The 12593-nt window shown below is 72.4% G+C and carries 12 protein-coding genes; 6 read left to right on the top strand and 6 right to left on the bottom strand.

Annotation, left to right across the window (positions count from 1 at the left end; translation table 11 throughout):
- Positions 1 to 71 precede the first annotated feature (71 nt).
- On the top strand, positions 72 to 716 hold the full coding sequence (locus tag DZA62_RS29710) for a LysE family translocator (RefSeq protein WP_198664348.1): 645 nt from the start codon (positions 72 to 74) through the stop codon (positions 714 to 716).
- Here the strand turns inward: DZA62_RS29710 and DZA62_RS29705 are convergent.
- The 3 genes from DZA62_RS29705 to DZA62_RS29695 all read right to left on the bottom strand — a co-directional run bounded on the left by DZA62_RS29705 (position 709) and on the right by DZA62_RS29695 (position 6216).
- Positions 709 to 1287 (bottom strand): mismatch-specific DNA-glycosylase, encoded by a 579-nt coding sequence (locus tag DZA62_RS29705; protein ID WP_116952569.1) that lies wholly within the window; start codon positions 1285 to 1287, stop codon positions 709 to 711. The genes DZA62_RS29710 and DZA62_RS29705 overlap by 8 nt on opposite strands.
- A 70-nt stretch (positions 1288 to 1357) precedes the next feature.
- Positions 1358 to 4009 carry a M64 family metallopeptidase gene (locus DZA62_RS29700; protein ID WP_116952568.1) on the bottom strand — a complete coding sequence of 884 codons (2652 nt, stop codon included), beginning with the start codon at positions 4007 to 4009 and terminating at the stop codon, positions 1358 to 1360.
- A 281-nt stretch (positions 4010 to 4290) separates the two neighbouring features.
- Positions 4291 to 6216, bottom strand: a complete 1926-nt coding sequence (locus DZA62_RS29695; RefSeq protein ID WP_116952622.1) for a primary-amine oxidase — start codon at positions 6214 to 6216, stop codon at positions 4291 to 4293.
- A 303-nt stretch (positions 6217 to 6519) separates the two neighbouring features.
- Between DZA62_RS29695 and DZA62_RS29690 the strand changes: the two genes are divergently transcribed.
- Complete coding sequence (locus DZA62_RS29690; RefSeq protein ID WP_157987985.1) at positions 6520 to 7143, top strand: GOLPH3/VPS74 family protein; 624 nt, start codon at positions 6520 to 6522, stop codon at positions 7141 to 7143.
- Positions 7144 to 7210: 67 nt separating this feature from the next.
- On the top strand, positions 7211 to 8737 hold the full coding sequence (locus tag DZA62_RS29685; protein WP_116952566.1) for an APC family permease: 1527 nt from the start codon (positions 7211 to 7213) through the stop codon (positions 8735 to 8737).
- 206 nt (positions 8738 to 8943) lie between these two features.
- Here DZA62_RS29685 and DZA62_RS29680 read toward each other — a convergent pair whose 3' ends face one another.
- Together DZA62_RS29680 and DZA62_RS29675 are read right to left on the bottom strand one after the other, a co-directional pair.
- Entirely contained in the window at positions 8944 to 9255 is a 312-nt protein-coding gene (locus tag DZA62_RS29680) for a hypothetical protein (RefSeq protein WP_116952565.1), read from the bottom strand.
- 10 nt (positions 9256 to 9265) lie between these two features.
- A complete protein-coding gene (locus DZA62_RS29675; RefSeq protein ID WP_116952564.1) occupies positions 9266 to 10075 on the bottom strand; it encodes a phytanoyl-CoA dioxygenase family protein in 810 nt (269 codons plus the stop codon).
- A 100-nt stretch (positions 10076 to 10175) separates the two neighbouring features.
- Between DZA62_RS29675 and DZA62_RS29670 the strand changes: the two genes are divergently transcribed.
- Complete coding sequence (locus DZA62_RS29670) at positions 10176 to 11000, top strand: helix-turn-helix transcriptional regulator (protein ID WP_198664347.1); 825 nt, start codon at positions 10176 to 10178, stop codon at positions 10998 to 11000.
- Between the two features lie 71 nt (positions 11001 to 11071).
- Positions 11072 to 11269: a hypothetical protein gene (locus tag DZA62_RS29665; protein ID WP_116952562.1), complete on the top strand. Its 198-nt coding sequence runs from the start codon at positions 11072 to 11074 to the stop codon at positions 11267 to 11269.
- On the opposite strand, the gene DZA62_RS29660 is transcribed toward DZA62_RS29665, so the two are convergent.
- Entirely contained in the window at positions 11266 to 11661 is a 396-nt protein-coding gene (locus DZA62_RS29660) for a winged helix-turn-helix transcriptional regulator (RefSeq protein ID WP_116952561.1), read from the bottom strand. The genes DZA62_RS29665 and DZA62_RS29660 overlap by 4 nt on opposite strands.
- A gap of 105 nt (positions 11662 to 11766) precedes the next feature.
- Here DZA62_RS29660 and DZA62_RS29655 point away from each other — a divergent pair, with 105 nt between their 5' ends.
- Positions 11767 to 12585: an NmrA family NAD(P)-binding protein gene (locus DZA62_RS29655; RefSeq protein WP_116952560.1), complete on the top strand. Its 819-nt coding sequence runs from the start codon at positions 11767 to 11769 to the stop codon at positions 12583 to 12585.
- Positions 12586 to 12593: the final 8 nt, after the last annotated feature.

Raw genomic sequence — 12593 nt, 5'->3', positions numbered from 1 at the left:
CGTTGTCTCGCGATGCAGGAAAGTCGCGGGAAAGTGCGCCGCAAGCGGGTGTCCGAAGAATCGGGACGGCCATGACGGGGGACGTCTGGGGGACGATCATGCCGACGACGGATCAATGGATGGTGTTCCTGGGAACGGCGGTGATATTCGCCGTGACGCCGGGGCCCGCGATGCTCTACGTCCTGGCCCGGACGCTGCACGGCGGGCGGGGGCCGGGGCTGCTGTCGGCGCTGGGCAACGCCATCGGCACGGTCGTCCACGTATGCGCGGCCGCCGCCGGGCTGGCCGCGTTGCTTGCGGCCAGCCCGGCGGCGTACGCGCTGGTCAAGTACGTCGGCGCCGGCTACCTGGCGGTGCTCGGCGTCCAGGCCATCCGGCGGCGGCGACTCGACGGGTTCGCGGCCGGCGACGGCGCCTACTCGCGGTCCCCACTGGCGCAGGGGGTGGTCGTCGAGACGCTGAACCCGAAGACGGCGCTGTACTTCATGGCGCTGCTGCCGCAGTTCGTGCACCCCGATCGGGCGCAGCCGGCGGTGGTCCTGATGGTGCTCGGGCTGATCGTGGTGGTGGTCGTGCTGGCGGCCGACGTCGCCGTGGCGTTCGCCGCCGACCGGCTGCACGCCCGCCTCGCGCGCAGCGAGCGCTGGCAGGTGCGCCAGCGGGCGAGCAGCGGGGTGCTGATGATCGGGCTCGGCACGTTCGTCGCGGTCAGCTGACCGGAGCGAGGTCGAGGCCGGCCGCGACCGCCGCCTCGCGGTAGGCCGCCGCCAGGCTGTCCGGGGTCTCGTGCGCATTGAGCCCGCTCGGGTTCGGCAGCACCCACAGCTGCGCGCCGCCGAGGGTCTGCGGCTGCCGGCCGGCCACCGCTCCCGGCCGGCGGAAGGCGGCCCGGTACGCGGTGATGCCGAGGACGGCCACCACCGCCGGAGCGAGCCGGGCCACCTTCTCCTCGAGGACGGCGGCGCCGGCCGCCAGCTCCGCGGCGCTCAGCTCGTCGGCGCGCGCGGTCGCCCGGGCCACCAGGTTGGTGATGCCCAGCCCGCGGCCCGTCAGGTACGCGTCGTCCGCGGCGGAGGTTCCGCCGGCGACGTCGATCGGCCGGTCGATGATGCCGGCCCGCAGCAGCGCCGGGTAGAACCTGTTGCCGGGCCGGCCGAAGTGGGTCTGCACGGCCACCGTCATGAGGCCCGGGTTGATGCCGACGAACAGCAGCCGGGGGTCCGGCCCGACGAGGTCCGGCAGCGTCGCGTCGCGGAAGGCCTCCAGCTCCGCCCGCGTGAATCCCATCGAGGCAGCGTAGACGCAGTGCGGGGCACCACCGCCGGCCGGCGGTGGTGCCCCGCGAGATGAGCGTCCGTCAGAGCCCGGAGCACTCCCCGGTCGCGACGCCGCGGAGCTCGTTCGCCGCGCCGAAGTCGCTCACCGGCGCGCTGCTGCCGGAGCAGCTGAGCCGCCCGGCGAACGAGTTGCCCGCCAGGATCGGCCCGTACTCCTCGCCGTACCGCGTGTACCGTTCCTCCGACTGGTTGCCCGGGATCCGGCCGTTGCCGGTCAGCGCGACCGAGCCACGGAACGTCGACCCCGCCGCGGTGACGCCGTCGACGGTGCCCGTGACGCGCACCTGGCCGGCGAGCGTCGAGCCGAGCAGCTGCACCTCGGTGGCGCCGTCGGCCAGCAGGCTGCCGGTGACGGTGCTGTTCCGCACCACCAGCGACGCGCCGGAGCGCACCGTGACGGTGCCGGCCACCCGGGCATCGTCGATGCAGGTGACGCCGCTGGTCACCAGCAGCGCGCCGGCCTGCTGGCCGGTGATCGTGCGGGTGCACTCGAGCTGCGCGCCGGGCAGCACCGTCGCGGTGTACGACTCCGCCTCGCCGATGTTGCCGGCCGGGTCGACGGCGCGGTGCTCGACGGTGTGCGTGCCGTAGCCGGGCACGAACGGGCCGTTCGGGTCGTCGGGCCCGTAGTTCTGCTCGAACGCGGCCTTCGACAGCCCGCCGGTGCCCAGGTTGCCGTAGGTCAGCGCCTTGACGACCTGGCCGGAGTGGCGGAACTCGAACGGCGACTCGGGCATCGGCTGCTCCGGGAACCCGAAGTAGTTGAACCAGCCGTCGCCGTTGAGCCGCAGCTCGCCGACGACGTACGGCTCGCCCTCGTAGCCGGTGCGGTCGTCCTGCGGCTGCAGCCACATGTCCCAGCCGTCGAAGTAGACGCCGTGCTCGGCGTCCGACGTCACCGTGGTGAGCGGCTCGGACAGGGTCCGCGGCGCCGTCGGCAGGGCGTTGTCGACGGTCCAGGCGACGGAGTCCGAGGCGCCCGGCGCGGCCGGGTCGGTCAGCGTCGCCGTCAGCTCGTGCGTGCCGGCCGGCAGGTCCAGCGCGCCGAGGTCGAGTGTCCGGCCGTCACCGGTGGCGGCGACCGCCGCGCCGTTCAGCGTCCACGCGACGTCGAGGACGCGGTCGGCCGGGTGGGTGGTCTCGACGAAGACGACCTCGTCGCCGGACACCGGGCGGATCGTGGGCGTCGAGCCGGTGATCTCCGGCGCGACGGCGTCCGGCGCGGCCGTCGTGTCGCCGACCGTCCAGGTGCGGGTCTGCACGAATCGCGGGCCGTTGTAGCCGGAGTCGGTCGCCGTGTTGTTCGTCGACGGGTTGCGGACCCAGTCGATGCCGTCCGGGCCGACCGGGTCACGGACCTCGACGTGCACGACGGTGCCGGGCGCGAGGCCCAGCTCCGCCAGGTCGAGGTTGCGGGTGCCGGTCGCGAGGACCGGGCCGTCCGGGCCGCCGCTGCGCCACGTCACCTGCAGGTCGTGGAAGCGCGGATGGGTGGTCTCCAGCCAGAGCACGCCGTCGCGGGCGACGGTGCCGGCGGGCGTGTGCAACAGGCTCATCTGGCCCTTGTCGCGCTGGCCGGTGACCCGGGCGACCATGTGCTCGAGGCCGACCTGGTCGAAGTAGAAGCCGATCCAGCGCATCATCGAGTGCGAGCTCGGCCGCCAGACGTTCGAGCCGTTGTAGGTGCCGCTCTCGTAGCCGTCGTCGTCGGCGGCGCGGATCGGGCCGCCGGACAGGCTCTCCTCGCCCAGCCAGCGCCACCACTTGGCCTGGTTGGCGGTCAGCTGCTCCGACGTCTGCCGCGTGTGGTGGAACGAGCTGGGCTCGTTGTTGCCGTGCGGCGGGCCGGGGGTCGGCCGGTCGGAGTAGGGGTACTCGTCGGCCAGCGTGCCCAGCGAGTGGCCCAACTCGTGCAGCGAGATCAGCGGCGACTGCGGGCTGCCGCCGGACGCCGTCGCGTCGCGGCCGCCGATGCCGCCGTAGGTGAAGGTGTTCGAGATCGCCAGCGTCTGCACGTTCTGCGGGCCTGAGGTCGAGCCGCCGGTCGGCCGGAACACGCCCGGCTCCAGCCCCAGCGCCGGCGCGACGTAGGAGTTCAGGTACATGGCCCGCTGCTGGTTGCCGCTGCAGCGGGTGTCGCCGAGGATGCCGGGCGCCAGCGGGTAGGTGGGGTTCGCGCTGCCCGACGGGTGGCCGGGGCAGCCGCCCGGGTCCAGCGCCGAGCCGTACGTGATGCCGCGGGCCAGCGGGTTCGTCAGCCCGTCGGAGTACCAGAGCCGCAGCGGCGTGTTCTTGCGGTCCCTGACCTCGTTGGAGGCGTCCTCCTCCGGGTCGCGGCGCACGCCGGAGTCCGGCGACACGATCTGCAGCAGGTAGACGTTGATGTAGTCGCGGTAGGTGCGGAACGGCTCCACACCCCACTGGATGGCCTGGTTGCGGTCGACGTCCTGCTCGCACCGGTCGATCTCGTCGGCCTGGTAGCCGTCACAGATGACGATCAGGTTGAGGCGCTCGCCCGGCGAGCCCGTCTCCTGGAGCGGGACGACCCGCGCACTGCCCACCTCCGGCCATTGCGGCAGGGCCTCGTTGGCCGACGGAACGCCCGCCATGGGCACCGTCAAGAGGCCTGCCGACAATGCCGCCGGCGCGAGCGCGGCGACGATCTTCTTCATGCGGTCTCCGTCTCACCGTGCACGTGCCTCATCGCGGGCCGGAGCCGGTCCGGTCCGTGATGAGAATGGTGCTCAGCGACGGTACCGGCTACCCGGTGACATGGCACCCGACAGATGACGGAAGCTCGGCTCCGCCGCTTCGACCTCCGTCGAATCGCGGGTCGGGCCGGATGACGGCGCGTCCGACCCGGTGCACGTCGCGCGCATCACCAGGGGTTCTCCCGCTCCACCAGGTATGCATGCCTGGTGGAGCGGTGAGACCCCTACTCAACGTGATCACTTCAGTGGTGATGGTCGCCGTGGCCGTGGTGCCCGCAGTGAGCGGACGGGGTGACCGGCACGTCCAGCGTCGGGTTGCGGTCGAAGAAACCGACCGGCCGGAGCGTGAAGCCGCTGTACTCCACCGGCATGACCGGCCAGTCCTCCGGCCGCGGGTAGTGCACGGCGCCGAAGGTGTGCCACAGGACGATGTCCTGGTCCTCGATGGCGCGGTCGGCCGCGACGTACGCCGGCAGGCCCGCACCGCCCGGGTGCTGGTTGATGTGGTCGCCGGCCGGGAACCGCTCGTCGGGGTCGTAGCGGGTGACCCAGAGCGACTTGGTGGCGAACGCCGCCCGGTTCGCCGTCGCCGAGGCCGGGTCGGCGAGCAGCAGCGGCCGGCCCTCGGGACGCAGCTCGTACGCGACGGGGCGGCCGAGCCGGTTCGTCGAGTCGGAGCTGGAGATCCGCCACGTGCGCCCGGCCAGCGGGTCGGCCGCCCGTGCGCCCTCCGCCTCGGTGCGCAGCCGGGTGGAGCGCCGGGAGAACGCGTTGCCGTTGGGGTTGGCCGGGCCGATGGGCAGCGGCTGGACCTCCAGCTCGTCGACGGCGTTGTCGAGGCCGTCGACCATCATGTCCAGCCGGGCACAGTAGAGGTGCTGGTGGTAGGGCGCGCCGAGGCCGGGCGCCACCTCCGAGGCGTAGGCGCTGTCGGGCTTGTACGACGACGTCGCCACGACGCCGGTGGCCTTGACCTCCAGCTGGATCGTCCCGTCGAGGTACAGGTACCAGTAGAAGCCGTAGTCGTAGTTGCCGACGGTGACGAAGAACGAGATGACCAGCCGCCGCTGCCGCCGGGTCTCGGCCGACTCGGTGAAGATGTCGGTGTGCTTCCAGAGCACGCCGTAGTCCTCTTCGTGCAGGCAGACGGCGTTGCGGACCTCGCGCGGCACGCCGTCGCCGTCGGCCAGGACGGCGTCGAAGTAGTGGATCTCGCCGAGGCAGTCGCAGCCCAGCTCCAGCGAGTTGACCTGCTGGCCGAGCAGGTACTCGCCGACGTCGAAGTAGCTCTGCCAGAACCGCACGGGGCTGGGGTCGGCGTACGGGACCACCATCTCGGCCAGCGAGGCGCGGTAGACGACCGGGCGCACACGGTCGCCGTCGCGCCAGGAGAGCTGGTGCAGGACCAGCCCCTCACGCGGGTCGAAGCCGACTCGGAAGGTCCAGTTCTCCCAGGTGACGACGTCGTCCTCGACGGTGAAACTCGGCCCCTCGGGCTGGGTGATCTCGATCGGCCTCAGCGTGGTGCGCGGCGGCCCGGTGTAGGCGGGGTCGTCGTGGTTCGCCTCCTCCTCCGGGACCGGGAGGACGGCGTCGTCGATGAGCTCGAGGACCTTCTTCTCGATGGTGTCGACATAGGCGACGACGCCGTCGATCGGGTGCGCCCACGCGTGGTCCTCGGGCCGGTTCTGCAGGAACGACAGCACGTGCAGCACCCGGCGGCCACGCTCGCTGGGGATGCCGAAGTTGCCGGCCGACAGCGGGCAGGGGCGGACGAGGTCGAGGTCGGTGATGCCGCGGCGGGCCATCGCCTCGCGCCAGCCGGCGTCGGCCTTGACGATCTCGTCGACGGTGACCAGTTCCTCGAGCAGGATCGGCGGCTGGCCGTCGGTGACCGGGTCGATCGCCTCGACGGAGTCGACGACCCCGCGGGTCAGCGACGCGATGACGGTGCGCGCGGCGCCGGTCTCGAGGTCGAGCAGGACCGCACGGACCCGGCGGTCGACCGGGTCGCCCTCACGGTGACCGAGCACCGTGAGCTTGTCCGGTTCGTCCAGGCCGAGCAGGGCGAACTTCGTCGCCCCGGTGACCAGGCCGTTGTCGTCGATGAGAGCGCGTGCCGCGCGGATCTCGTCCGCGGACAGGCGCTGGAGCGGGTGCGTGCGCACGGGCGTGACCGTCACAACGGCATAGACTTCCCGCCCGGTACCGATGTCGTCAAGACATTGCGCCGCAAAGCGACTATGTAAGGCGTCACGGACCTCCTACGCATTACCGATGAAATTGCCTCTTGTCTCAGCGGACAAAGGCAGACAAACTACCGGGCGTGAATCGGAACCCGGCACCGCGAGCACCGTTACCGGTCCGAAACGTGCGTCTCATGGGTGGGAGCGCGCCTGTCCCTGTCGCGTATGGCCCCGGCTGTCCCGTCCCATCCCGGTCCTCGCATCCGGGGTGGAGGTGCTGGCGGAGTGCTACTGGCCAATGACTTCTTCCACATCGTTCACGACGTCGGCAGCGGCAAGCTCCGGCTGAACCCACGAGCCGCAGGGCTCGGGCTGGCCGGCGCGCTGCTCGGCGAGCTGATCCTCAACAACAACCTGCACGTCGCGTCGGGGACGCTGTCACTGACCGGCGCCCAGCCGCCGGCCGATGACCTGGGGTACCGCATCGTCCGCCAGCTCACAGCCGACCAGCAGACCCGGTCGCTGCGTACCTGGCTGGCGTTCCTGTCCCAGAGCGCGCTCGAGCGGGTCGCGGTCCGCCTGACCCGCGAGGGTGAGATCGAACCGGTCAAGTCCCGCAAGCTGTTCGGGAGCTCCGTCCGGTACCTGCCGGTCGACCCGAAGGTCGCCGCCTGGCCCAGCGACCGGCTGTACGGACTGGTCAACCGCGGCGACCCACTCGACTTCCACGACGCCATGCTCGCCGGACTGGTCGCGGTGACCGGCTTCACCAAGGGGGTGTGGTGGGACGGCGACGCCGTCACGTTGCGCCACATCGCCGCCGCGGTCGGATCGATGCCCATGTCGATGCGCGAGGTCCTGGCCCATACCGAAGCAGCTGTGGGTGACGCCACCCTCAGCCCCAGATAGCAGACCTCCGGCGCGACCTCGACCCCCAACGACGGAGATCCGCAGATCCGATCAAGGAGAGTCCCCCGTGTCCCATTCGAGCCGCCTGGGCGCCGACCGCGTATCGCGGACGCTCGCCAGCAACAGGCTCGGCGTCCCCGCCGTCGTGTTCTTCGTCCTCAGCGCCGCGACACCGCTCACGGTCGTCGCCGGCGTCGTCACCACCGGCTTCGCGGTCACCGGCATCATCGGCCTGCCCATCGCGTTCGCCGCCATCGCCGCGCTGCTGGCGCTGTTCAGCGTCGGCTACGTCGCGATGTCGCGGCACATCACCAACGCCGGCGCGTTCTACACCTACGTCACCCACGGCCTGGGCCGGCCAGCCGGCGTCGCCGCCGCGTACATGGCGCTGCTGGCGTACAACCTGCTGCAGGTCGGCCTCTACGGCATCATCGGCGTCGCCGCCTCCCCGCAGCTGGACGCCTGGTTCGGCATCACCCTCGAGTGGTGGGTGATCGCGCTGATCGCCTGGGCGATCGTCGGATTCCTCGGCGTGCTGCGCATCGACGTCAACGGCACGGTCCTCGCGGTGCTGCTGCTCGCCGAGATGGCGATCATCATCATCTACTCGATCGCCAGCGTCGGGAACCCGGCCGACGGCGAGGTGTCCTTCGACACGCTGCAGATCGGCAACCTGTTCGAGTCCGGCGCCGGCGCGATCCTGGTGCTCGCGGTGCTCGGCTTCGTCGGCTTCGAGGCGTCGGTCGTGTACTCGGAGGAGTCGCGCGACCCGAAGCGGACCATCGCGCTGGCCACGTACATCTCGATCGTGGTCGTCGCCGCGGTGTACGTGCTCGCGTCGTGGGCGATGTCGGTGGCGACCGGCCCGGACAACATCGTCGCGTTCTCCCAGCAGAACGCCGACCAGACCATCTTCGTGCTGGCCGGCGAGTTCCTCGGCAGCACGTGGGTGGACATCGGCTCGGCGCTGTTCATCACCTCGGTCCTCGCCGCGATGATCTCGTTCCACAACACCGTCGCCCGGTACGTCTTCGCGCTCGGCCGCGAGCGCGTGCTGCCCAGCGCGCTCGGCCGCACGTCGGCGTCGTCGGGCGCCCCGGTGGCCGCGTCGATCGTGCAGAGCGTCATCGGCCTGGTCGTCATCCTGGTCTACGTGTTCTTCGACCTCGACCCGCTGGTGCAGCTGTTCTTCTACCTCGGCACCACGGGCGGGTTCGGCGTGCTGACGCTGGTGACGGTGACCGCCGTGGGCGTGCTCGCGTTCTTCGCCCGGCACCCGTCCGGTGAGAACGCGTGGCGACGGGTCATCGCTCCGGTGCTGGCGCTGATCCTGCTGGTGATCGTCGTGATCCTGGCGATCGCGAACTACGACATCCTCATCGGGGTCGCGCCGAGCGCGCCGGAGCGGTGGATCCTCCCCGGCCTGTTCGTCGTCGCCGCGCTCATCGGCGTGCTCTGGGCCCGGTTCCTCAAGTCGTCGCGTCCGGAGGTCTACGACGCGATCGGCCGCGGCGCGAACGCGGCGACCGGCATCTCGGTCCTCGAGCTGTCGGCGCAGGAGGAGGACGAGCCGGGCCAGCCGTCGCTGCGCTGACCACTCGGTTCCACCGTGCCCCGCCGCACCTCCTCGGTGCGGCGGGGCACGTCGTCGTTCAGGCGGGGCACTCCACGCCCCAGTCGAGGGGGACGGTGATGGCGTTGCTCGGCGCCGACGCGTTGCCGGCCCGATCGACCGCGACGACCGTGACGACGTTGTCGCCGCGCACGTCGGTGTAGCTGATCCAGTCACCGTGGACGCGGTCACACCGTCGACCGGGCGGCCGAACAGGCCTGCGCTTTGAAGGTGTACGACGTGCTCGGGTGCAGGCCGGTGACCTGCGCCGTCGTCTGCGAGGCGGCGGTGACGCGCAGGTTCGCCGGCGCGGTGGGCGGCTTGGTGTCGCGGGGCGTCCACCCGGCGTGGGCGAGCCCGGTCGCGCCCGCCGCGAGGGCCAGCGCGAGCGCGCGGCTCGCCAGCGGGCGGGTCCATCGTGCCTCCTCCTCGGGAAACGTCCTGAGGACGGAGTACGGCTCATGAGCCCCGACGGCTTGCGCCACGGTGATCTGTCTCACAGTACGGACATCAGAGCCCGTCCTGGTCGTGCCAGTGCCGCTGCCAGCGCCAGTCGATCGGATCGCCGGCCCGCTGGTACCGGATGTCGGTCGACAGCCGGTAGTCGTCGTCGACGTTGTCCAGCGCGGCGTGCACGACGTAGGCGGAGTGCACGACCATGTCGCCGGCCCGGTAGTCCGCGACCAGCCAGCGCGCGTCGTGCTCGTCGGCGAGGCCGGGCAGGTCCGCGGTGAGCGACGTGGCCGGGTGCCGCAAGGACCTCGCCCGCTCCCGCGCCAGGACCCAGTGGTGGCTGCCCTCCAGGTAGATGAGACCGCCGCGCGGCACCGGGCAGTCGCCCAGCGGGATCCACGACGACAGCACCCGGTCGGTGCCCTCACGCAGGTAGACCAGGTCGTAGTGGGCCTGCGTGGCGGTGCCGACGCCGGACTCCCCCGGCCGTACGTGGCGCAGCAGCCTGCGCCGGTGCAGGAACGTCTCGCCGCCCAGGAACCACGCGTACCAGTCGCGGACGGCCGGCTGGGTGCAGAACGCCGCATACTCCGGACCCGGCACGACCTCGCGGAACAGCAGCCGCCGGAACTCGGCGCGGTCCTCGGCTCCGGTCCACACGCCCGACGGCGCCAGCGCGCGGTGGTAATAATCGCGGAACCTCTCGACGACCTCGGGATCGAGGGCGCCGCGCAGGAACAGGTAGCCGTCGTGCCGCAGGCGCTCCCACAGCGCGTCGCGATCGTGCCGCTCCGCGTCGGGGACGGCGGACAGCTCGCCCAGCCGCGCGGCGGACTCGTCGAGGACGTGGCCGTTCGAGGTCAGCATGCCGCCACTCTCCCCGGCGATCGCGCGCCCGGCCATGGACCGACCCGGCCTGATCCCTGGACTTTTCGGCGCAGCGGCACGGCGCTCTACGCTCTGCGCCATGAGCGGCGTCGCCTCGTGGGCGCGGTACCTCACGCCGGATGCGCGGCACCGGCGGCTCGGCCTGGTCTGCCTCGGCGCCGGCACCAGCTCCGGCCACGTGGCGACGCTGCCCGCGCGCACGCTGGACTGCTACGCCGTCGTGTTCCTGTCGAGGGGCGCCGGACGGCTGCGGTGGGGCGGGCGGGAGCTGCCGCTCGTCGCGCCGGCGCTGTTCTGGCTGCTCCCCGGCGTCGAGCACGGATACGGCCCGGACGCCGGCGGCTGGGACGAGTGGTGGGCGCTGTTCGACGGCCCGGCGGCCCGCGCCTACCAGGACCTCGGCCACGTCCCGCGGGACGAACCGGTCGCGCCGGTCGCCGACGCGGCCGGGCTGCAGGTGGCGTTCGGCGCGCTGGCCCGGGTCTGCCGGCCCGACGACCCCTCGGCCGACGTCGCCGCGGCGGCGGCGCTGCACCAGCTGATCGTCACGACCCGCCGCGCGACCGCCCCGGACCCGGCCGCCGACCCCGTCCTCGCCGCGCTGTCGCGCGACGCCTGCCGCCCGATCACCGTCGCGGCGCATGCGCGGACGCTCGGCCTGACCGAGGCGGCGCTGCGCGAGGCGACCCGGCGGGCGGCCGGCTGCAGCCCCAAGGAGTTCGTGCTACGGACCCGGCTCACCCGCGCGAAGGAGCTGCTGGCCACCACCGACCTGCCGGTCGTCGCCGTCGCCGCCCGCACCGGCTACGACGACCCCGGCTACTTCACCCGCGTCTTCACCCGCCAGGTCGGCGTGCCGCCCACCCGCTTCCGCGAGCAGGAACGCCGCGGGCCGCTCCGCTGACCGACAGCGTGTTTCAGGCGACGCCATCCGGGTATCCGCCAATCGGCGGGATCGAGAAAGGGGGCACTCCCATGACTCACCACGAAGGCACGGAGTCGCCGGGCGACCCGACCACTCCGCCTGGGCGCGGCTCGGAGTCGCCGGGCGTCCCGGTCACTCCACCGGAGCGCGGCTCGGAATCGCCGGGCGACCCGACCACTCCACCCGGGTACGGCACGGAGTCGCCGGGCATCCCGCCCGAGGAGGAGGACGAGGAGGAGGAGGATTAGGACGCGGCGGCCGCGGGTTCGGCCTCGCGGGCGGCGAGGATCGCCGGCAGGTGCCGTTCGATCCAGCCGACCAGTCCGACGACGTGGGCGGCGACCTGGTCGCCGGTCTCCGTCAGCCGGTAGCTGACCCGCGGCGGCGCCGCCGGGATGACGGTCCGCTCGACGAAGCCGTCGGCGGCCAGGGCACGCAGCGTCTGGGCGAGCATCTTCTGGCTCACCCCGCCGATGCGGCGGTGCAGTTCGCCGAAGCGCAGTTCGCGCTCGCCCAGCGCCGCCAGGACGAGGACGCCCCACCGGCTGGTGACGTGCTCCAGCACACCCCGCGACGGGCAGTTGACGTCGAACACGTCACCCTGCAGAGCCTGCAGCCCGCTGCTGACCTCGGTGCTCACGCCTGCCTCCGTTGGTTACCTCAAGGTACGTACTTTCGCATGGTGAGTCTCCACCGTAACGTCGGGATCGTCGCGAGAACAGACCCCCAGTGAACGGAGACAGCGATGATCGTGGTGACCGGAGCGACCGGGCGGTTCGGGACCGTCGTGGTCGAGGACCTGATCGCGAGGGTGCCGGCCGGTGAGGTCGCCGTCGTCGCGCGGGACCCGGAGAAGGCGCGGCGGTTCGCCGAGCGCGGCGTGGACGTACGGCGGGGCGACTACGACGACCGGGCGAGCCTGGAGCGCGCGTTCGCCGGCGCCGACCGGCTGCTGTTCGTGTCGGCGTCGGACACGACGCCGGGCGTGCGGCCGCGCCAGCACTCCGCCATCGTCGCCGCGGCGGCGGCCGCCGGCGTCGGGCACGTCGTCTACACGAGCGCCATCACCGCCGAGGACGGCGCGAGTTTCCTGGCCGACCACACGACGACCGAGCGGGCGATCCGCGACGCCGGCCTCACGCACACGTTCCTGCGCAACACGTTCTACACCGAGGAGCTGGTGCCGGCCGACCTGGTCGCGGCCGCGGTGAAGACCGGCGAGCTGGCCGCGCCGGCGATCGGGCAGCCGCTGGTCACGGCGCCGATCGCGGACCTCGCCCTGGCCGCGAGCGCCGTCCTGACCGGCGCCGGCCACGAGAACGCCGTCTACGAGCTGCGCGGGCCCGGCTGGACGTACCCGGAGCTGGCGGCGGTCCTGAGCGAGGCGTCCGGTACCCCGGTGAGCTACCGCGAGCTGGCCGACGACGACGCGGGCGGCATGGCCTTCATCCTGCCGCTGCTGCGACTGCCGCAGTTCGGCACGCCGACGCCTGACCTGCAGCGGCTGCTCGGCCGCCAGGTCACCCCGCTCGAGGAGTTCGTCCGCGGGCTGCTGCCCGCCTGATGGCACGC

The sequence above is a fragment of the Jiangella endophytica genome, assembly GCF_003427025.1.
Classification (GTDB): Bacteria; Actinomycetota; Actinomycetes; order Jiangellales; family Jiangellaceae; genus Jiangella; species Jiangella endophytica.
This window is presented reverse-complemented; position numbering and strand designations above follow the sequence as displayed.

What these genes read in the sequence shown, in the direction of transcription:
- DZA62_RS29710 (WP_198664348.1), top strand. Translation starts at nt 72, where the DNA reads ATGACGGGGGACGTCTGGGGGACGATCATGCCGACGACGGATCAATGG.
- DZA62_RS29705 (WP_116952569.1), bottom strand. Translation starts at nt 1,287, where the DNA reads ATGGGATTCACGCGGGCGGAGCTGGAGGCCTTCCGCGACGCGACGCTG.
- DZA62_RS29700 (WP_116952568.1), bottom strand. Translation starts at nt 4,009, where the DNA reads ATGAAGAAGATCGTCGCCGCGCTCGCGCCGGCGGCATTGTCGGCAGGC.
- DZA62_RS29675 (WP_116952564.1), bottom strand. Translation starts at nt 10,075, where the DNA reads ATGCTGACCTCGAACGGCCACGTCCTCGACGAGTCCGCCGCGCGGCTG.
- DZA62_RS29670 (WP_198664347.1), top strand. Translation starts at nt 10,176, where the DNA reads ATGAGCGGCGTCGCCTCGTGGGCGCGGTACCTCACGCCGGATGCGCGG.
- DZA62_RS29665 (WP_116952562.1), top strand. Translation starts at nt 11,072, where the DNA reads ATGACTCACCACGAAGGCACGGAGTCGCCGGGCGACCCGACCACTCCG.
- DZA62_RS29655 (WP_116952560.1), top strand. Translation starts at nt 11,767, where the DNA reads ATGATCGTGGTGACCGGAGCGACCGGGCGGTTCGGGACCGTCGTGGTC.